The sequence below is a fragment of the Sorangium sp. So ce1036 genome (assembly GCF_051369805.1).
In the GTDB taxonomy this organism is placed as follows: Bacteria; Myxococcota_A; Polyangia; order Polyangiales; family Polyangiaceae; genus Sorangium; species Sorangium cellulosum_F.
In genome coordinates this window covers 3,226,536-3,246,042 of sequence record NZ_JBBMOX010000001.1, presented here as the reverse complement: position 1 = coordinate 3,246,042, position 19,507 = coordinate 3,226,536, and the positions used below count along the sequence as shown (strand labels likewise).

Sequence of the window (19,507 nt, the reverse complement as noted above, 5' to 3'; positions counted from 1 at the left end):
GGTGCATGATGAACTTGGTGCGCAGACCCCGACCCCGCAGACCCCGACCCAGGTCCCAGGTTGGCGCGCGGACCCCGGACCCCGGACCCCGGACCCCGGACCCCGACCCTGGTTGCGATGCCTCGGACCCAGGTTGCGATGCCTCGGACCCAGGTTGCGATGCCCAGACCCCGACCCAGGTTGGCGCGCGGACCCCGGACCCCGACCCTGGTTGCGCGGACCCCGACCCAGGTTGCGGTGCCTGGCGATGCCTGGTGCCTCGGACCCAGGTTGCGGACCCCGACCCTGGTTGGCGGGCGCCACCCAGGCTGGCGGGCGCCCTGGTTGGCGGGCGCCCTGTGTCCCGACCCATGTTGGCTATTGCGGGTTGGGGTGATTGCCCAGGTTGGGGTTGCCCTGCCCAGGCCCAGGTTGGGGTTACCACGCCATTCAGCTCTATGTTGCGATCACCACGTCATTCACGCTGGCGCCGTGAAACGTGCGCATCCACCACGTCCCCACTGGAAACAGGACGCTGCGCACACCAGCACGCCATCGTTCGAGCGCCGCCCGGTAGGATGTGCGAAACGCACGCACAGTGGCAGCAGCCGAGCGCCGTGCGTCGCCCTGATCTCGGCCAACGGCGAAGGTCGGGTTGCGCTCGCGCAGCCCCTCGAAGCTCGTGGCGCGGTCGTAAGGGGAGACCTTACTAGCCCGCTCGGCTCCCATGAAGCGGAGCCCTTGCCGCTCCACCTCCGCACGAGCCTGCGTCTCCAAGCGCTCGAGCTCGGCTGCGACCTGACAGCGAAAGGCCTCCGCATTCTCCTGGTCAATGCCCGGCGGCAGCGCGAGCGGAAGCGTCGCTTCCTCGGTCCACTGCGGATTCTCCGGGTCGAGATACACCGACGGACGCGTCGCATGGAGCGCGCCACGGCCCAGCTCCCCCACATCCACCTTGGCGCCCGGCCATTCCTTCGCATGCCCGACCAGGCCAGCGGATACAGGGTTCGCGAGCACGTAGGCGATCTTTTCCACAACCGCTGCCTGCGTCAGCAGTCGTACCGCGCTCGTGGCCTCATGGTCCCATACCGGCCCCTCCCACTTCCGCAGCACCTTCGTGCCCAGCGCGATGATGCGGTGGAAGAATTGCAGGAAGCGCGGCAGCACGCCCTGCACATCGGTTACGACCAGGTGCAGATGCGTTGACATCGCGCAAAGGGCATGCACCTCGACGCCGTAGCGGCGGGCCGAGACAGCGAGGGCATAGACCAACAGCTGGTTGATGGCCGCATCGGGACGCAGCAGCAGGTGCCGGCGCAGCACCCGACGGGTGAGGAGGTAGGTCGCGCCTGGAGTGATCTCGCGTGGCTGGCTCATGGCCGGAGCGCAGAAACAAGCAGCGTGCCGTGAGTCATAGTTAATCATTTCAATAATTTGCCTCGCTCGTAGGTTGGCGCTCGCCGAGCTCCGCCAGGTTCCGCCATGCTCGGCCGGCGCGCGCACTGCCGCCTCCACCCGCGTTGCGCCGCACCGCCTGCACCGGCACCGCCCGAACCTGGGTCGGGTCGCCCCGGCACCGCCCGAACCTGGGTCGGGTCGCCACCCGAACCTGGGTCGGGTCACGTCAACCTGGGTCGGGTCACGTCAACCTGGGTCGGGTTACGCGGGGTCGGGTTACGCGGGGTCGGGTTACGCGGGGTCGGTCACGCACGGGATCGGGTCACGCACCCCGAACCTGGGTCGGGTCACGCCTCGGCCGCCCGAACCTGGGTCGGGTCACGTCAGGGTCACGTCAACCTGGGTCGGGTCATGGGTCCACGGGTCCGCGGGGTGCTACGCTCCCGGCGCCATGGACTACCGCCATCTCGGACGCACCGGGCTGAAGGTCAGCCCCCTCTGCCTCGGCACCATGAATTTCGGCCCGGAGACCGGCGAGCCCGACAGCTTCGCCATCATGGACCGGGCGCTCGAGCACGGGATCAACTTCTTCGACACCGCCAACGTCTACGGCCGGAAGCGCGGAGAGGGGATCACCGAGCAGATCATCGGGCGCTGGCTCGCCCAGGGCGGCGGCCGGCGGGACCGCGTCGTCCTCGCCACCAAGGTGTACGGCACCATGGGCGAGGGCCCGAACGACGCGAAGCTCTCGGCCTATCACATCCGGCGCGCCTGCGAGGAGAGCCTGCGCCGCCTTCAGACCGATCGCATCGACCTCTACCAGATGCACCACATCGACCGGGGGACGCCCTGGGACGAGATCTGGCAGGCGATGGAGCAGCTCGTCCGCGAGGGCAAGATCCTCTATGTCGGCAGCAGCAACTTCGCCGGCTGGCACATCGCGCAGGCGAACGGCCTCGCCGCGCAGCGGCACTTCCTCGGCCTCGTCTCGGAGCAGTGCCTTTACAACCTGAACGCGCGCACGGTCGAGCTCGAGGTCCTGCCCGCGTGCCGCGCGTTCGGGCTCGGCGTGCTGCCCTGGAGTCCGCTCGCCGGCGGGCTGCTCGGCGGCGCCCTCCAGAAGGTGCGCGAGGGCCGGCGCTCCTCCGCCGACGCGCAGGCGCGCATCGAGAAGAACCGCCGCAGGCTGGAGGCTTACGAGGCGTTCTGCGCCGAGCTCGGCGAGAGGCCGGCCGACGTGGCCGTGGCCTGGCTGCTCCAGAACCCGGTCGTGACCTCGCCCATCCTCGGCCCGCGCACCATCGAGCAGCTCGACGGAAGCTTGCGCGCCCTCGAGATCGAGCTGTCGCCGGAGCACCTGAAGCGGCTCGACGAGATCTTCCCCGGCCCCGGCGGCGAGGCGCCGGAGGCCTACGCCTGGTAGGCTCGCTCCCGGGCCGCCTCCGCCGAGCCCCGGCCTCGGCCGGCGGCTCAGGGCGCCCGATCACCCTTTCAGCCCCGTGCGGGCGACGCCCTCGATCACGTACCGCTGCGCGGCGATGAACACCGCCAGGATCGGGGCGCTCGCCACCACGGCCCCTGCCGTGACCAGGGCGTAGTCGGTGGTGTGGGCTCCCTGCAGCAGCGCCAGCCCGGGCGAGAGCGTGAGCTTCTCGGGGTTGAACAGCACGTAGATGGGCCAGAGGAAGTCGTTCCAGTTGCTGAGCAGGCAGAGCACGGCCAGCGTGGCCAGGGCCGGCTTCGACAGGGGCAGCACGATCTTCCAGAACACCTCGAGCCGGCTGGCGCCGTCGAGCGCGGCGGCCTCCTCGAGCTCCCGCGGGAACCCGAGGAAAAACTGCCGCAAGAAGAACACGCCGAAGGCCGAGGCGGCCGGCGGCACCACCAGCGCAGGCAGCCTGTCGAGCCAGCCGAGCTCCCTGACGATCAGGTAGTTCGAGGGCAGGAAGATGACCGGCGGGATGAACAGCGTCGAGACGATCGCGACGAGCACGAGCCGCTTGCCGCGGAACTCCATGCGCGCCAGCGCGTAGGCGGCCGGGGCGGCCGTCGCCAGCACGAGCAGCGCGTGGGCCACGGCGGCGAGGACGCTGTTCAGGAGCCAGCGAAACACCGGCGTCCGGGAGCTCGCGCTGGCGAGCGCCTCGTAGCTCTCCAGGGTGACCTGCGTCGGGACCAGGGTGGGAGGCACCGCCGTGGCCTCCGAGGGCGACTTCAGCGAGGTGAGCACCATCCAGATCACCGGGGCGATGTAGGCCACCGTGAGGAGGATCAGCGTGGCGTACGACAGGGCTCTCCCGGCGCTCCGGCGGCGGGCGACAGGACGACGCTCCTCGCGCAGCAGGAGGCTCACGCGCCCTCCTCGCCGCGGCCCCGGCCGAAGAACAGCAGGAACGTGCCGAGGTTCAGGAGCGCGAGGAAGAAGGCGTGGACATAGCTCATCGCCGCCGCGCTGCCGAGCCGGAAGTTCCGGAACCCTTCCTCGGCGATGTACATGATGGTGGTGCGGGTCTCGCTGCCCGGTCCGCCCCCGGTGACCAGGTACGCCTGCCCGAACATGTTGGCGGACGCGAGCAGCGTCATCGTCACGACGAACACGAACACCGGCCTGAGCCCCGGCAAGGTGACGTGCCGGAACTGCTGCCAGCGGGTAGCGCCGTCGATCCGGGCCGCTTCGTAGAGCTCCCGGTGGATGTTCTGCAGCCCGGCCAGGTAGATCACGGCGTTATAACCGAGGGTCCACCACACGGTCATGCCCACCAGCGAGATCCACACCCAGGGCGTCGCCGTGGTCCAGCCCGTGTCCGAGGGCAACCCCACCTTCCCGAGCAGGTGATTGATCGCGCCGACGTGCGGATCGAGCAGCAAGCGCCACATCAGCGCCACCACCGCCACGCCGAGCACGTAGGGCGCAAAGAACATGGCGCGGAAGAACGACCGGCCAGGAAAGCGCCGGTTGAGCGCCAGCGCGACGAGCAGCGGAAACGCCACCAGGACGGGCACGCTCAGCGCCGTGAAGATCGCGGTGGCCCGCAGCGATCGCCAGAAGTTGCCGCGGATCGGCGAGCCGGACCGGAACAGATCCACGTAGTTGTCGAGGCCCACCCAGGGCTTCCAGGGCAGGAACGGGTCCCAGTCATGGAGGCTGATCCACAGGCCGAGGAAGATCGGCACCACGACGAAGAGGCCGAACAGCGCGAGGTACGGCGCGAGGAACAGGTAGGGAGTCCATGCCCGCGAGCGCGCGAAGCGGCGCCGGAGCCGGCCGGCGCTGGTGGCGCTCTGCTCGCCGCCCTGCGCCCCGGCCTGGCCTGGCTCCTCCACGAGGGGCGCGTCGATCGCGGTCACGTCGCCCTCCCGAACTTCCTCAGGTTGTCCGAGAGCAGCGCGTCAGCCGCGCGGGCCGCGCGGTCCAGGGCCTCCCTCGGCGGCGCCCTCAGCAGCACGGCCTCGTTCACCGCCAGATCGAGCGTCGACGCCCTCACCGAGTCGATCCCGGCGATCGCCGGCGGGAAGCGGACATGAGGGATCTGCGTGGCGAAGATCGCCTGTTCCGTCATGCGCAGGAACGCGGCGCTCTCCCGCGCTTCCCGCCGCGCCGGCACCATGCCGGCCTCCGCCCACTCGATGGAATGCCTGCTGAGCCAGTCGAGGAAGACCACCGAGGCCTTTAGGCGGCGCTGGCCGTCCCGTGGCTGTCGGGGGAGCACGAGGTTGTGCGAATTGCCCCAGACCGCCTCCCGCGGGCCGATCGCGGGCACCGGGGCGACGCCCCACTCGAGCCCGGGGATCGCCCTGTAGACATGGATCATCCAGATGCCGTTCCAGAGGAAGGCGTTCCGGTTGTTGGTGAAGGCGATGCTGTCGGCGTCCTGGCCGACGTCGCGCGGGCTGTAGCCCCGCTGGATCAGCTCGATCATGAAATCGAGCGCCTCGACCCCGGCTTCGGAGTTGAACGTGGCCCGGGCGCCGTCCTCGGAGAACAGCTCGCCCCCGAGCTGCCACAGGAGCGACTGGAACATCAGCCCGCCGGTGAACAGGACCGGCGACACCCACGATCCCTGGATCCCCCTCCCCTTGAGCTGCTCGAGGACGGCCAGGTAGTCGCGCCGGGTGCGGGGCAGCGCCGCGTCGCCGAGACCGGCGTCGGCGAGCACGGTGCGGTTGTAGTAGAGGCCCAGCGGGTGGACATCGAGGGGAATACCGTAGCGATGCCCCCTGAAGACGCCCGCATTCCAGAGCGTCCGGGAGAAGTCGCCGGCTCCGAGGCCGAGCGCCTCGACCACCTCGTCGAGCGGGAGGATGGTGTGATGGACCGCCGCCGTGGCCAGCTGGTCCGCGTGCATGACGGCCACGTCGGGCCCGTGGCCGCTGTCGACCGCGGCCGGCAGCTTCTGGTAGAAGTCGCCCCATCGGGTGACGCTCATCCGCACCGTGATGTTGTCGTGCTCGCGGTTGAACCGCTCGAGGAGCCGCTCCATGGGCGGCCTGTCGCCGCCGGTGAAGCCGGTCCAGAACGAGAGCTCGAGGGCCGGTCCGGCGTAGCCCCGGCTGCCGCCAGCGGCGACGGCGGCCTGGTCGCGCACGTCGACCGGCTCGCCACGGCAGCCGAGGAGCAGCAGGCCCGACGTCGCGCCCAGGGCGGCGAGGACGTCACGCCGGCTCGCCTGCCGCGCTCGATCCCCCTGTGCTCCCGGTGCTCGCCGTGCTCCCGGCGCTCGCGTTCTCTGCATTGGCCCTCCGCTCACGCACGCAGTCCCGCCGCGGGGGGCACTCGCTATCGGCCTGTTGCCCGCGACCGAGCTGAGCCGCAACTCACCCCCGGTCCCTCGGCTACTGGCGGTTTACATCGGCGCCATTCCACGTCCAGCAGAATATGCTCATAGCGGACAGACGATCTCGTCCGTGGGCGAGCGCTGTCGTTGGCTGGCTCCCCGCGCGGGCGCTCTTCTCCAGCGATCTCGTGGAGGGCGACGGTGATTTCGGCCGGGCGGGCGCGTGGGTGCCGTGCGCCGCCGGCGGGGATCAGCGGTGCGCCGGATCGCGCGGCGCCGGCGCGGCGGTCGCCGGCGGCTCCGGCGGGCCGGGGGAGGCGGCTCGGAGGACTGCGCCGCCGCTCTTCGCGCCGACCAGGACCGTATCGACGACCGCCTGCAGGACGCTGTCGTCGACGGGCTCGCGCAGCTGGAAGAGGCGGTGCGCGAGGGGGCTGCGGATCATCTCGATGATGAGCCTGAGATCGCTGCCCCGAGGCAGCTCGCCGCGCGCGACGGCGCGCTCGAGCACCTCCCGCCAGGGGGCGAAGCGCTCGCCATCGCACGCGCGGGCGAACGCCTCGACCTCCGGCAGGTGCAGCTCGGCGAGGAGCACACGGTAGATCCCGTGGCCCACCGGCATCGACGCGACAGCGACGATCCGGCGCACCAGCTCGAGCAGGTCGAGCCGCAGCGAGCCGGTATCCGGCGCCTCGCCGTCGCCGTCGACGAGCGAGCGCAGGGTCGCCTTGACGAGCTCGGCCTTCGTCGGCCAGCGACGGTAGACGGTCGTCTTGTTCACGCCGGCCAGCGCGGCCACGTCCTCGATCCGCAGCGCCATGTAGCCCACGCGCGCGAGCTCCGCGGCGGCCGCGTGCATCACGGCGCGCACGACGCGCTCGCTGCGGCCGCCGGGTCGTGCGCCGCGCGCGCCAGTGCGTCGCCGGGGCGTGGGCGCGGGCTCCGTGGCCGACGGATCATCGAGAGAGGGTTCTGCGACGCTCTGCGTCATGGCACCGCCTTGAGCGAGGTGGGAATGGGATGCGGCCCTATTATGGCAACATTTGGTTGCCTTTGTTGAGACCCATGGTAAATCCAACATGCAACTGCATGTTGCCTTAATCGAAGCCACCGGGCACCCCAACCTCGGTCGGGCACCCCAACCTCGGTCGGGCACCCCAACCTCGGTCGGGCACCCCAACCTCGGTCGGGCACCCCAACCTCGGTCGCGGGCACCCCAACCTCGGTCGGGCACCCCAACCTCGGTCGGGCACCCCACCCCAACCTCGGTCGGGCACCCCACCCCAACCTCGGTCGGGCACCCCAACCTCGGTCGGGCACCCCAACCTCGGTCGCGGTGCCCGCTCGCGCGGGTGGTCGCGCCGCATGGTCGCGGCGGGGTGAGCATCGCGGTGGGCGGCGACGCGCGCTTGCGCCCGTGCAGGACGGAACGGAGGGAACTCATGCATCGCACATTCAATGTCTTCACCCCCGAGGTCATCGAGAACCCCTACCCCCAGTACGCCGAGCTGCGCGAGAGCGCGCCGATCTGCCGGCTCGAGCCTTACGACGCCTGGGGCGTGACCCGCTACGACGATGTCGTGCACGTCCTCAAGCACCCGGAGCTCTTCTCGTCCTCCGGCACCTTCCAGGCGAGGGTGCGGATGCAGGACGAGCGGCTCCAGCGCGAGCCCCTGATCATCAGCGAGGTGAACGTCATCTCGACCGATCCGCCGATCCACACCCAGCTGCGCAAGCTCATCAGCGGCGCGTTCACGCCGAGGGCGATCGCGCGGCTGGAGGAGCGGGTCCGCGCGATCGCGACCGAGCACATCGACCGCATCCTCGCGAAGGACACCTTCGACCTGATGGAGGACCTGGCGGTTCCGTTGCCGGTCACGGTCATCGCCGAGATGCTCGGCGTCGACCCGTCCCTGCGCGCAGATTTCAAGCGCTGGTCGGACGACGCCGTGAACGCGGGCATCGGGCGGCTCGGCGACGGGGAGGTCGAGCACATCCTGCGGAGCCGCCGCGAGATGCGCGCCTACTTCCGGGAGGCGCTCGCCGAGCGGAAGCGGCGCCCGCGCGAGGATCTCATCGGCGACCTCCTCCGCGGCGAGGGGGAGTACGGCGCGCTGACGGAGGATGACGTGCTCGGCATGGTGGTCCTCCTGCTCGTCGCGGGCAACGAGACCACGACCAACCTGCTCGGCAACGGCATCGCCACGCTCCTCGATCACCCCGACGCGCTCCGGCGTCTTCGCGAGGATCCCGCCCTGATCCCGGGCTTCATCGAGGAGGTCCTCCGCTATGATGGACCGGTGCGGATGCTCACCCGCCGGGCGACCCAGGACGTGACCCTCGCCGGCATCACGATCCCGAAGGATTCGATCGTGATGCCGATCGTCGCGTCGGCGAACCGGGATCCCGCGCAGTTCCCCGATCCGGACAGGTTCGACATCACCCGGGAGCAGCGCGGGCACGTGGCGTTCGGCCACGGCATTCACTTCTGCGTGGGCGCGCCCCTGTCCCGGCTCGAGGGCAGGATCGCCTTCGAGGAGATCTTCCGGCGGCTGCCTCCGTTCTCGCGCGAGCCAGGGCCGCTGATGTGGAACCCGTCGGTCTCCCTGCGCGGGCTGAAGAGCCTTCCCCTGCGCTTCGACCGGAGCGCGCCGGCCGCGTGACGCATCCCCGGGAAGGGAGCCCCAGGAGACCATGACCGCGCCCTGGATCGCCGAGCACCGCATCCCCGACGCGCTCGCGGCGCAGCTCATCGGGGACGCGTTCCCGGCGCTCCGCCCGGTCCGCCTGGAGCTCCTCGGCGAGGGCTGGGACAACGTGGCCTACCTGGTTCATGGCGAGCTCATCTTCCGGTTCCCGCGCCGCCAGGCGGCCGTCCCGCTCCTGGAAAGGGAGCACCGCCTGCTCCCGGCGCTGGCCCCCCGGCTCCCGCTCGCCATCCCGGTCCCTGAGCTGTTCGGTCGGGCCGCAGCGGGCCCGTATCGCTGGCCGTTCCTCGGATACCGAAACGTCGCGGGAGAGACGGCCTGCCGGGCGAACCTCGACGAGCGCGAGCGGAGCGCGCTCGCCGCGCCCCTCGCGCGCTTCCTGGCCGCGCTCCACGCCTTTCCGACCGGAGAAGCGAGGCGCCTCGGCATGCCCCCGGACCCCATCGGCAAGCTGGATCTCGCGGCGAGGATCCCGCAGGCGCGCGAGCGCCTGGAGAGGATGCGCGCGCTCGGCCTGCTCCGGGACGTTCGACCCTGGTCGGAGCGCCTCGAAGCGGGCGCCGATCTCCGCGCGTCCGAGGATCTCCGCGTCGTCCATGGAGACCTGTACGCTCGGCACCTCCTGGTGAGCGCCGGCCCGGCCCGGGCGCTCTGTGGGGTCATCGACTGGGGCGACCTTCACCTGGGTGACCCCGCGGTGGATCTGAGCGTCGCGCACAGCGTCCTCCCGCCCGAGGCGCACGACACCTTCCGGGCGACCTACGGCGAGATCGACGAGCGCAGGTGGGAGCTCGCGCGGATCCGGGCGATTCATCACTCCGCGGCGGTGGTCCTGTATGGCCACGATATCGGAGACAGCGCCCTCGTGCGCGAGGGGCTTCGGATCTTTCGCTGACGCTGGCGGCCTTGCCTCCGCGCACCGCTCGCCGCCTCCCCCTCACCGAGGGCCCCGCGCGGCGGCCCTCGCGCCCGCCTCACATCGAGTAACCGCCCCCCTGCCCCTCCGGCGACGGGCTCTCCTGCTCGTACAGCTCCTCCACCGTCTTGGTGTGCTCCGAGAGCGGCGGCAGCTCCGAAGGATCATAGTCGGGCGCGACCCAGAAGACCTCGGGCGCGGGCTTGTACTCGCTCGTATAGCTTCGCTCGCCGATCCTGCCGTCCTTGTAACGGAGGGTGACGAACGATCTCACGTCGTACCCGCAAGAGCCCTTCTGATGACGGCGCACCTTGCCCTCGGAGAGCTCGGACTTCACGTAGATCCGCCGGACGAAATCGTCGGTGTGCTCGGCCGCGACGTGGTGCTCCACCTCCGCCACCGGATCGCCGCCCAGGATCTCGACGCGGATCACCGTGGGCGTGGGCAGGTACGCTCGGATCATGATCGGGAACGGCAGCGTGTTCCTGATCTTCAGATCCGACTCCGGATAGGTCACCATCGCGTCGAGGCCCATGGGGATGTAGGCGCTCGGGCGGGAGTGGCTCTGCCGGTCCGGCGTGTCGAGCGCGCCGAAGAGCGACGCGGCGTAGAGCGTGCTGGAGACCTGACAGGTCCCCCCGCCATAGCCGGGGATCATCTCGTCGCCGAGGATCTCCGGGGCGATGGTGAACCCGTTCTTGCGCGTCCGCGGGCCGACGTGGGTGTTGAACGAGAAGGTCTCCCCGGGCGCCAGGATGGTGCCGTCGATCCGGGCCGCCGCGTTCGCGATGTTGGCCGCCCGGCCGGCCTCCTTGCCGTGCCGCTTGAACTTCGTCTCGTAGACCGCAACGACCTTGCTGACGTCCACGTTCACCAGTTCCGAGACCACGACCGCCGGCGCGATGGGCCGCACCGCGAGCGCGACGACCTCCTCCTCGTCGTGGCTCCCGGCCCGCAGCGCCTCGATCGACGCCTCGATGTCGAGCTCCCGGCCGGGCTGCTCCGGGATCTTGCGCCGGTTCGCGAGATCGAGGCGCGCGTCCACCGGCGCCCGGTAGACCTGGGGCGCGAGCCGCTCGAAGAGCGCGCGGGCCCGCTGCTCGTCGAGCGACCAGACGAGCGGCACGTCGATCTCCCCGCGCCGCGCCCGCCGGGCCTCCCGGATCCGGCGCAGCCAGGGCCCCTCGTGCCCGACGCGCTCCGCGGCCGCGAGCGTCGCCGCCACGTCGACCTCGACGCCCGCCTCGCCCAGCGTCGCGGTGAGCGCCACGTCGTCATGGTGGAACCGGACGACCCGCTCGCGGAGCGCGTCGCGCCTCGACCCGAGCCAGGCCGCGGGCGAGGCCCCGTCCGGCACGACACGCTCGTCGATCGAGAGCCCACGGACGATCGGAGAGGCCGGCAGCGCCTCACGCACCGCCACGGCAGCGCCCACGCCGGCGGACGCGCCGAGCGCCAAGACCAGGACAACGGCCCTCGTATCCACGGCGGCTCGCCATGGTAGCCGGATCCAGGACGAGCTGGAAGATCGCTGGACCTCGAGCGACCGGAAAAAAGAAGGCGCCGCCTCCGGAGAGCGGGCCCCAAGGAGGCCTCGCCTCCGGAGAGAGCGCTCCCGCCGAGCGCCGGAGCCCTAGCCGGGCGAGCTCAGCCGCCGCCCACGAAATGCACGATCTCGATCACGTCCCCCTCGGCGAGCTCGGCGGCCGTGTGCTCCGCGCGCGGCACCACCTGGCCGTTGCGCTCCACCGCCACGGGCCCGTCGGTCAGCCCGAGCAGCTCCACGAGACGTCGCACCGTGACCGCCGCCGGCACCTCACGCGCTTCCCCGTTCACCCTGATGTTCATGCTCCCCTCACCTCCCCCCCGAAGCGCCCCGCGCGCCGCTCGCGGCCGCGGCCCCGGCGAGCGCCGCCCGGAAGCGCCGCGCGTTCTCCACGTAGCTCGCCGCGCCCATCCTGCCGAGCTCGGCCTGCTCCGGCCTCACCTCGCCCACCACCCTCGCCGGGTTGCCGCGCACCAGCGACCGCGGCGGGATCACCTTCCCCGGCGGCACCACCGCGCCCGCGGCGATCACCGACCGCTCCCCGATCCTGACGTTGTCGAGCAGGATGCTCCCCATCCCGATCAGGCACCCGTCCTCGACGACGCAGCCGTGCAGGATCGCGCCGTGCCCGATGGTCACGTCGGCGCCGACGATCGTCTCGGAGACGCCGCCGGTCAGGTGCAGGCACGCGAGATCCTGCACGTTGGTCCGCGCGCCGACGCGGATCGCGCCGATGTCTCCGCGCAGCACCGCGCCGAACCACACGCTCGCCTCGTCGCCGAGCTCGACGTCGCCGATCACGGTCGCGTTCGGCGCGAGGAAGACGTCGCGCCCGAGGCGCGGCGACACCCCGTCGAGATCCAGGACGAGCGCCACGTCAGCCTCCCTCGGCCGAAAGCACGGGCAGCGCGCGGCGGGCCGGGCGCCCCGGCTCCGCGCCGCCCCGCTGCCGCGGCCGGGCCGCGGCGCGCGCCGCCCCGGTGAGCTCGGCCTGCAGCGAGTGCTTGTTCGCCCGCACCACCGCGACCTCCACGATCTCGCCGAGCAGATCGAGCTCCTCCGCGCCCTCGATGTGCGCGATCTCGTGGCGGCCCGTCCGGCCCGACCAGAGCGCGCCGCCGGGGCCGCCGTGGCCGCGCTCCTTGTCGCGCCCCTCGACGAGCACCTCTTGCGTCGTGCCCACGAGGCCCTGGAGGTGCGCGGAGAGGAGCGCCTCGCTCTCCTCGAACAGCCGCGAGAGCCGCGCTCCCTTCACGTCCTCCGGCACGTCGTCCGGGAGCCTGAGCGCGGGCGTGTGCGGGCGGCGCGAGTACTTGAAGCCGAACAGCCCCTTGAACCCCACCTCGCGCACGAGCGACAGCGTCGCCGCGAAGTCGTCCTCCGTCTCGCCCGGGAAGCCCACGATGATGTCGGTCGACAGCGAGAGCCCCGGGACCGCCGCGGCCAGCGCCCGCGTCCGCGCGACGTACTCGGCTCGCGTGTAGCGGCGGATCATCCGCCGGAGGACCCGGTCGCTGCCCGACTGCACCGGCAGGTGCACGTGCCGCGGCAGCACCGCGAGCTCCGCGTGCGCGAGGATCAGCGAGGGCGTGAGGTGCCGCGGGTGCGGGCTCGTGTACCGCAGGCGCGCGAGGCCGGGGACGTCCGCCGCGATCCGGCGCAGGAGCGCCGCGAACTCGCTCTCGTCGGGGTCGTCGGGGCTCGCCCCGGGGGCGGCCGGCAGCGCGCCGAGCGGGTCGCGGTAGCTGTTCACGGTCTGGCCGAGCAGCGTGACCTCGCGCGTGCCCGCGGCCACGAGGCCCGCGATCTCGGCCACGATCTCGTCGCTCGGCCGGTACCGCTCCGGTCCGCGGGTGTACGGCACGACGCAGAACGAGCAGCGCTCGTCGCAGCCCTTCATGATGGTGACGAACGCCGTCGGCGCGCGGCCCGGCGCGCCCTGGGCCGACGCGCCCTGGGGCGGCGACGCCGCGAGGAACCGGGGCGCCTCGGTGTCGAACACGGTGCGCGCGATCGGCAGCCCGCCGAGCGCGAGATCGCCGAGCAGGCCCGGCAGCTCGGGGATGTTGTCCGGCCCGACCACCACGTCGATCGCCCGCATCTGCTTGAGGAGGCGCTCCCCCTCCTGCTGCGCCACGCAGCCCGCCACCACGAGCACCCGGTCCGGACGCTCTCGCTTCCAGCGGGCGAGCCTCCCCACCTCGCTCCGCAGCTTCTGCTCGGCCTTCTCGCGCACGCTGCACGTGTTGAGCACGAGCACGTCCGCCTCGTCGGGGTCGCCGGCCTCGGCGTAGCCGGCGCGGCGGAGCACGTCGTGCATCCGCTCGGAGTCGTGCACGTTCATCTGACAGCCGAACGTCGTGATCGCATACCGGGGCATGGAAGCGAGGACCCTCTAACAGAAGGGGCCCGAGGCCGCCACCTCGCGCGCCGCGCGGACGGATCCGCCGCCAGGGCCCCGGGGCATGGCTCACCCGGCATGGCTCACCCAGGTTGGGCATGGCTCAGGTTGGGCATGGCTCGCCCAGGTTGCGGCCCGGCTCACCCAGGTTGCGGCCCGGCTCACCCAGGTTGCGGCCCGGGTCACCCAGGTTGCGACCCGGCTCCCAGGTTGCGGCCCGGCTCCGGGCCCGGGCTCACCCAGGTTGCCGGGCCCCGGGCTCACCCAGGTTGTGCCGGACGCGCCCGTCCCGGACGCGCCCAGGTTGCCGGACGCGCACCGGCCTCGCGCCGACGGCTCAGGCCGTCGCAGGCACACTGGACAGATCGGACGCTCGCTTCCGCCGATGCGCGCGGCCGGGCGCCCCGCGGCGCCGCGAATCGCCAAAAGGACGCAAGCGGCACGCGGTACCATGATAGAAAAAATCGAGGCGGAGGAGACGCGATGGCGAAGCTGGAGAACCTGGTAAAATTGCTCGATCGCTCGGTCGATCTGTATGGCCCCCGGCCGCTGTTCGGCACCAAGACGGAAGGCCGCTGGGACTGGATCACGTACGCGGAGTTCGGGCAGCGCGTCACCAGGTTCCGCGGCGGACTGGCCTCGCTCGGGATCCAGCGGGGCGACCGGGTGGCCCTCATCTCCAACAACCGCGTCGAGTGGGCGGTCGCGGCGTACGCCTGCTTCACCCTGGGGGTCGCCGTCGTGCCGATGTACGAGGCGCAGCTCGCGAGCGAATGGGCGTTCATCATCAACGATTGCGAGGCCGTGGCCGCGATCGTCGCGACGCCGCAGATCTTCGAGAAGTGCAAGGAGATCCCCGAAAAAGCGCCCTCGCTGAAGCACCTCATCTGTCTGTTCGAGCCGAACGGCGGCGCCGAGGCCCCCTCCGCGCGGACCACCTCGTACGAGGCGCTCCTCGAAGCGGGCGAGGAGAGCCCGGCCCCGGCCATCGAGCCGACGTCGCGGGACACGGCGTGCCTCATCTACACGTCCGGCACCACCGGCCATCCCAAGGGGGTCATCCTCTCGCACGGCAACATCGCCTCCAACGTCTGCGCCGTGCTCGAGCTCATCCCGTTCGGCCCCAGCGACCGGAGCCTGTCGTTCCTCCCCTGGGCCCACTCGTTCGGGCACACAGGGGAGCTCCACGTGATGATCACGGTGGGCGCCTCGATGGCGATCAGCGAGTCGGTCGACCGGATCATCCCGAACCTCGCCGAGGTGCAGCCCACCGTGCTGATGAGCGTCCCGCGGATCTTCAACCGCATCTACGAGGGCGTGCACAAGCAGATGTCGGAGAAGCCGGCGCTCATCCAGAACCTCTTCCGCGCCGGGCTGCGCGCCGCCACGAAGCAGAACCGGGGCGACGCGCTCGGCCTCGTCGAGCGGCTCACGCTGGCGGCGGCGGACAGGGTCGTCTTCTCGAAGATCCGCGCCAAGTTCGGCGGCAAGCTGAAATACGCGATCAGCGGCGGCGCGGCGCTCTCGCGCGAGGTGGCCGAGTTCGTGGACGCGCTCGGCATCACCGTGTACGAGGGCTACGGCCTCACCGAGACATCGCCGATCGCCGCGGTCAACTACCCGGGAGCCCGCCGCCTCGGGAGCGTGGGCAAGCCGATCCCGGGCGTCCGGATCGTCATCGACAAGTCGGAGACGCACGACCCGAAGCAGGGCGAGATCGTCGTCCACGGCCCCAACGTGATGATGGGCTATTACAAGCGCGACGAGGAGAACAAGGCCGTCTTCACGGAGGACGGCGGCTTCCGCACGGGCGATCTCGGCTACCTCGACGAGCAGGGATACCTCCACATCACCGGACGCATCAAGGAGCAGTACAAGCTCGAGAACGGCAAGTACGTCGCGCCCGCGCCGCTCGAGGAGAAGCTCAAGCTGTCCCCGCTCATCAGCAGCGCGATGGTCTACGGCGACAACCGCCCCTTCAACGTGGCCTTGATCGTGCCTGAGATGGCGGAGCTCACCGCGTGGGCGCGGGGCGAGGGGCTCTCGTTCGAGTCGCCCGAGGCGATGCTGAAGCACCCGCGGGTGATCGCGCGCGTCCAGGCGGAGGTCGACAGGTGCTCCAGTGATTTCAAGTCGTTCGAGAAGATCAAGAAGGTCGCCCTCACCGCCGAGGACTTCACCGCGGAGAACGGCATGCTCACGCCGACCCTGAAGCTGAAGCGGCGCGTCGCCCTCCAGAAGCACAGCGCCACGCTCGAGGCGCTCTATGCCGGCGCGGCGCGGGACGAGCGGCGCGACGCCGCGTCGCCGGGCTGAGCCCCCGGCACACCGCCGCCGCCCGGGGCCCCCGGCGCATCGCCGCCGCCCGGGGCCCCCGGCGCATCGCCGCCTTCCTCCCTCATCCGCCCTCCGCCCACATCCTCTCCCCTCCGGGCGCGCGTTCGCGTACGCTGGGCGCTGGCCAACGGTCAGGACCACGGATGGGAGCGGGATGACGACGACAGGCACCCCCAGGCGAACGCTGTATCCCGAGATCGAGCCGTACCGCGCCGGGCGGCTGCGCGTCTCCGATCTTCACGAGATCTATTTCGAGGAGTCGGGCAACCCGCGCGGCAAGCCGGTCGTCTTCGTGCACGGCGGCCCCGGCGGCGGCACGGAGCCGAAGCAGCGGCGGTTCTTCGATCCGGCCGCGTACCGGATCGTGCTCTTCGACCAGCGGGGCTGCGGCCGGAGCACGCCGTACGCGAGCCTGGAAGAGAACACCACCTGGCACCTCGTCGCGGACATGGAGGCGCTGCGCGAGCACCTCGGCGTCGAGCGCTGGCAGGTGTTCGGCGGCTCGTGGGGGAGCACGCTCGCCCTGGCCTACGCCGAGAAGCACCCGGAGCGGGTGACGGAGCTCGTGCTGCGCGGCATCTTCCTCCTGCGGAAGCAGGAGCTCGACTGGTTCTACCAGCGGGGCGCGAGCGCCATCTTCCCGGACGCGTGGGAGGAGTACCTCGCGTTCATCCCGGAGGCCGAGCGGGGCGACCTGCTCGCGGCCTACCACCGGCGGCTCACGAGCCCCGATCCCGAGGTGCGGGGGCGCGCGGCGCGCGCGTGGAGCGTCTGGGAGGGGCGGACGAGCTGCCTGTTCATCAACAACGACCTGGTCGCGAAGACGGCGGGCGACGAGTTCGCGCTCGCGTTCGCCCGCATCGAGTGCCACTACTTCGTGAACAAGGGCTTCTTCGCGACGGAGACGCAGCTGCTCGACGAGGTGCACCGGATACGCCACATCCCGACCGTGATCGTGCAGGGCCGCTACGACATCGTCTGTCCGGCGGAGAGCGCCTGGGCGCTCCACCGGGCGTTCCCCGAGGCCGATCTGCGCATCGTGGCGGACGCGGGGCACTCGGCGATGGAGCCGGGCATCCTGCACGAGCTGGTCGAGGCGACCGACAGGTTCCGGTGAGGCGCGCCACCGGACGCCGGGGGGAGCGCGCCGAGGCCTCACGGCCGAGCCTGATTTGCCGCTCCACGACCGAGCCTGGCTCGTCGATCCACGGCCGCGCCCGTTCCTCCAGACCATGGCCGAGCCTGGGATAACCGCGGTACGACAAACACCGTATTTCGCGCTCCTCGCCGTCCTGACAGGCGCCCTCGCCCGCGCTCGTTCACGCTGGATTCGGACCCGAGCGGCCTCCCTCGACTGCCTGGCTGGCGGCGTTCGGGCTCGGTCTCCCACGCTCGGTCGCTCCGGCCGCTTGCGCCACGTGGTGTCGGTCTCTAACGTAGACCGAGGGAATGTGGAATTCCCTGTGGAGGCTTATGGCAACCAAGGCAGCACGGAAGACGTGGATCCTGGTCTCCGACGCGAGCCGGGCCCAGCTCTACCGCGAGGAGCCTGCGGGCAAAGGGTTTACCCTGCTCGAGTCCTATGATCACGAGGAGAGCCGCGCGCGCGTGCGCGATCTCATGGCTGACGCGGCCGGCCGGAAGCCGAACGGCACCCCGGGGGGCAACGGGCTCATCCCGGGCGCAGGGGGCGGCGCTGGCGCCACGTACCTCGGCCGCCCCGGCGCCGCGCCCGACACCGACCCGAAGGAGGTCGAGGCGCAGAAGTTCGCGCACGAGCTCGCGGACGTCCTGGAGAGGGGGTTGAACGACCACGCCTACGACGCGCTGGTGCTCATCGCGCCGCCGCAGTTCCTCGGCCTGCTGCGCGCCACGGTGACCAAGCAGGTCAGCCATCGCATCGAGTCGAGCGTGGACAAGGACCTGAGCTGGCTGGACGGCCCCCGGCTCACCGAGCGCCTGCGCGAGCTGCGGGCCGGATAGGCCCGCTCCCCTCGAAGGTGTACGCGACGCCGAGCCCCACCACGTTCGCGCGGGCGCTGTAGGCGCCGCCGTTGATGGTCACCGGGCTCCTCGGCGGATTGGCCCGCACCGGGCTCAGCTGCGGGATCCGCGCGTCCTCGGGGCGGACCCTCCCGTCCGCGGCGAAGACGTGCGCGTAGCTCGCGTCCACGCGCCACGGGCCGAGGTGCACGCCGAGGCCGGCCGCGGCGGTCAGCCTCGGCGTGTCGATCGTGAGGACCGACAGGTACGCTTCCGGGACGGCGCTCTCCTCGAGGCTGAGCCCGGCCCGCAGGTCCCATGCCCTGCCCAGGAGCTCGACGGCGTACTCCCCGCCGAGCCTCGCGGACAGCGCGTTCCGGAACCTCCGCGGAAACACGACCCTGGGGACACGGAACTCCTCCGGGAAGCCGGCGACGTCCCGCAACACCACGCCGTCGGGCTCGACGCGGATGTCGTCGTGCAGGCTCCACCCCTCGAGGCCGAGCCCGATCTCCACGCGCAGCGCCTCCACGGGCCGCGCCTCGACGCCGACGCGCAGGAGGTACGGCAGCTCGAACGACACATCGGCGTCCTCGCCCTGCTGGGTGGCGCGCTCGAACACGGGCGCCGCGGGGAGGCGCGCCCGGAACGTCGCCGGGGCGCGCACCCAGACCGGGAGCTGGAAGGCCGCGCCGACGCGCCACCTCGGACTCGGGATCCAGAGCGCGCCGAGCTGGCCGGTCGGCGCCACGATGGGCCCGACGCCGAGCTCGGAATGGATGTCCCACTCCGGATCCTCGGGGGCGCAGAACATCCGCTCGGGGACGCACCCGGAGACGGCCACCCGGCTGTTGAACGTGCCGACCAGCGCCCCGAGCGAGGCGCCGAGGCGGAGCGCTCGCGACGGCGCGTAGGCCGCGCCGGCCCCGACGAACGCGAGCGCCGAGCCCTCGAGCGACAGCAGCGCATAACGCTGCGGCGCCGGCTCGCCCTTCACCTGCTCCGGATAGCTGGAGATGGGCGCATACGGCGCCCACATGCCGCCCCAGACGACCCATCGATCATGCACCTTGAACGAGGCGGCGAGCGTGGGGATCGGCAGCACCGGCGCGCTGCCGGTCACCGCATCCATCGTCTGCACGAAGCGCGCCCCCGTCGGCTCGCCGGTGTTCGGGTCGAGCTGCCGCACGATCGCCTGCCGCGTGTGCTCGCCGCGCCACGCGAACAGCCCGACGTCGACGAGGAGCTGGCTGCCCGCCTCGTAGACGCCCGCGGGGTTGTAGGCGATGGCCCCGAGGTCGTCGCCGCCGGCGATGTAGGCCCCGCCGCGGGACAGCGGGCGGACGCCGCGATCGGTGAAGTACAGCCCGGCCGCGCGCGCGTCGCGCGGGGGCGAGAGGAGCGCTCCCGCGGCGAGCGCCGCGGCGAGGAGCGCGGCGCGGTTCGTGAGCTTCTGCATGGGGC

The 19,507-nt window shown here is 71.5% G+C and carries 16 protein-coding genes; 6 read left to right on the top strand and 10 right to left on the bottom strand.

What is annotated here, in order from left to right; genetic code table 11:
• Positions 1 to 435 precede the first annotated feature (435 nt).
• Positions 436 to 1,356 (bottom strand): transposase, encoded by a 921-nt coding sequence (locus WMF31_RS12495; protein ID WP_436602160.1) that lies wholly within the window; start codon positions 1,354 to 1,356, stop codon positions 436 to 438.
• Positions 1,357 to 1,828: 472 nt separating this feature from the next.
• Here WMF31_RS12495 and WMF31_RS12490 point away from each other — a divergent pair, with 472 nt between their 5' ends.
• Positions 1,829 to 2,800 (top strand): aldo/keto reductase, encoded by a 972-nt coding sequence (locus WMF31_RS12490; protein WP_436602159.1) that lies wholly within the window; start codon positions 1,829 to 1,831, stop codon positions 2,798 to 2,800.
• A 60-nt stretch (positions 2,801 to 2,860) separates the two neighbouring features.
• Here WMF31_RS12490 and WMF31_RS12485 read toward each other — a convergent pair whose 3' ends face one another.
• From WMF31_RS12485 to WMF31_RS12470, 4 genes are all read right to left on the bottom strand, one after another.
• Positions 2,861 to 3,721, bottom strand: coding sequence for a carbohydrate ABC transporter permease (locus WMF31_RS12485; RefSeq protein ID WP_436606542.1), 861 nt, complete (start codon positions 3,719 to 3,721; stop codon positions 2,861 to 2,863).
• Between the two features lie 5 nt (positions 3,722 to 3,726).
• Positions 3,727 to 4,725 (bottom strand): carbohydrate ABC transporter permease, encoded by a 999-nt coding sequence (locus WMF31_RS12480; protein ID WP_436602158.1) that lies wholly within the window; start codon positions 4,723 to 4,725, stop codon positions 3,727 to 3,729.
• Positions 4,722 to 6,110, bottom strand: coding sequence for an ABC transporter substrate-binding protein (locus tag WMF31_RS12475; RefSeq protein ID WP_436602157.1), 1,389 nt, complete (start codon positions 6,108 to 6,110; stop codon positions 4,722 to 4,724). Before WMF31_RS12475 ends, WMF31_RS12480 begins: the two co-directional genes overlap by 4 nt.
• A gap of 292 nt (positions 6,111 to 6,402) precedes the next feature.
• Positions 6,403 to 7,143, bottom strand: a complete 741-nt coding sequence (locus WMF31_RS12470) for a TetR/AcrR family transcriptional regulator (protein WP_436602156.1) — start codon at positions 7,141 to 7,143, stop codon at positions 6,403 to 6,405.
• A gap of 451 nt (positions 7,144 to 7,594) precedes the next feature.
• On the opposite strand from WMF31_RS12470, the gene WMF31_RS12465 reads away from it, so the two are divergent.
• Both WMF31_RS12465 and WMF31_RS12460 read left to right on the top strand, forming a co-directional pair.
• Entirely contained in the window at positions 7,595 to 8,815 is a 1,221-nt protein-coding gene (locus WMF31_RS12465; protein WP_436602155.1) for a cytochrome P450, read from the top strand.
• A gap of 31 nt (positions 8,816 to 8,846) precedes the next feature.
• Positions 8,847 to 9,755: a phosphotransferase gene (locus WMF31_RS12460; protein WP_436602154.1), complete on the top strand. Its 909-nt coding sequence runs from the start codon at positions 8,847 to 8,849 to the stop codon at positions 9,753 to 9,755.
• A 79-nt stretch (positions 9,756 to 9,834) separates the two neighbouring features.
• Here WMF31_RS12460 and WMF31_RS12455 read toward each other — a convergent pair whose 3' ends face one another.
• The 4 genes from WMF31_RS12455 to miaB all read right to left on the bottom strand — a co-directional run bounded on the left by WMF31_RS12455 (position 9,835) and on the right by miaB (position 13,702).
• A complete protein-coding gene (locus WMF31_RS12455; protein ID WP_436602153.1) occupies positions 9,835 to 11,262 on the bottom strand; it encodes a VanW family protein in 1,428 nt (475 codons plus the stop codon).
• Positions 11,263 to 11,423: 161 nt separating this feature from the next.
• On the bottom strand, positions 11,424 to 11,624 hold the full coding sequence (gene thiS, locus WMF31_RS12450) for a sulfur carrier protein ThiS (RefSeq protein WP_129350378.1): 201 nt from the start codon (positions 11,622 to 11,624) through the stop codon (positions 11,424 to 11,426).
• A gap of 7 nt (positions 11,625 to 11,631) precedes the next feature.
• Entirely contained in the window at positions 11,632 to 12,198 is a 567-nt protein-coding gene (locus WMF31_RS12445) for a gamma carbonic anhydrase family protein (protein WP_436602152.1), read from the bottom strand.
• 1 nt (position 12,199) lies between these two features.
• Positions 12,200 to 13,702, bottom strand: a complete 1,503-nt coding sequence (gene miaB, locus WMF31_RS12440) for a tRNA (N6-isopentenyl adenosine(37)-C2)-methylthiotransferase MiaB (protein WP_436602151.1) — start codon at positions 13,700 to 13,702, stop codon at positions 12,200 to 12,202.
• A 504-nt stretch (positions 13,703 to 14,206) separates the two neighbouring features.
• Here miaB and WMF31_RS12435 point away from each other — a divergent pair.
• The 3 genes from WMF31_RS12435 to WMF31_RS12425 all read left to right on the top strand — a co-directional run bounded on the left by WMF31_RS12435 (position 14,207) and on the right by WMF31_RS12425 (position 18,043).
• On the top strand, positions 14,207 to 16,039 hold the full coding sequence (locus WMF31_RS12435) for an AMP-dependent synthetase/ligase (protein ID WP_436602150.1): 1,833 nt from the start codon (positions 14,207 to 14,209) through the stop codon (positions 16,037 to 16,039).
• 175 nt (positions 16,040 to 16,214) lie between these two features.
• Positions 16,215 to 17,177 carry a prolyl aminopeptidase gene (gene pip, locus WMF31_RS12430; RefSeq protein WP_436602149.1) on the top strand — a complete coding sequence of 321 codons (963 nt, stop codon included), beginning with the start codon at positions 16,215 to 16,217 and terminating at the stop codon, positions 17,175 to 17,177.
• 356 nt (positions 17,178 to 17,533) lie between these two features.
• Complete coding sequence (locus WMF31_RS12425; RefSeq protein ID WP_436602148.1) at positions 17,534 to 18,043, top strand: host attachment protein; 510 nt, start codon at positions 17,534 to 17,536, stop codon at positions 18,041 to 18,043.
• Here the strand turns inward: WMF31_RS12425 and WMF31_RS12420 are convergent.
• Positions 18,009 to 19,502: an OmpP1/FadL family transporter gene (locus WMF31_RS12420; RefSeq protein ID WP_436602147.1), complete on the bottom strand. Its 1,494-nt coding sequence runs from the start codon at positions 19,500 to 19,502 to the stop codon at positions 18,009 to 18,011. The two genes, WMF31_RS12425 and WMF31_RS12420, sit on opposite strands and share 35 nt — an antisense overlap.
• Positions 19,503 to 19,507: the final 5 nt, after the last annotated feature.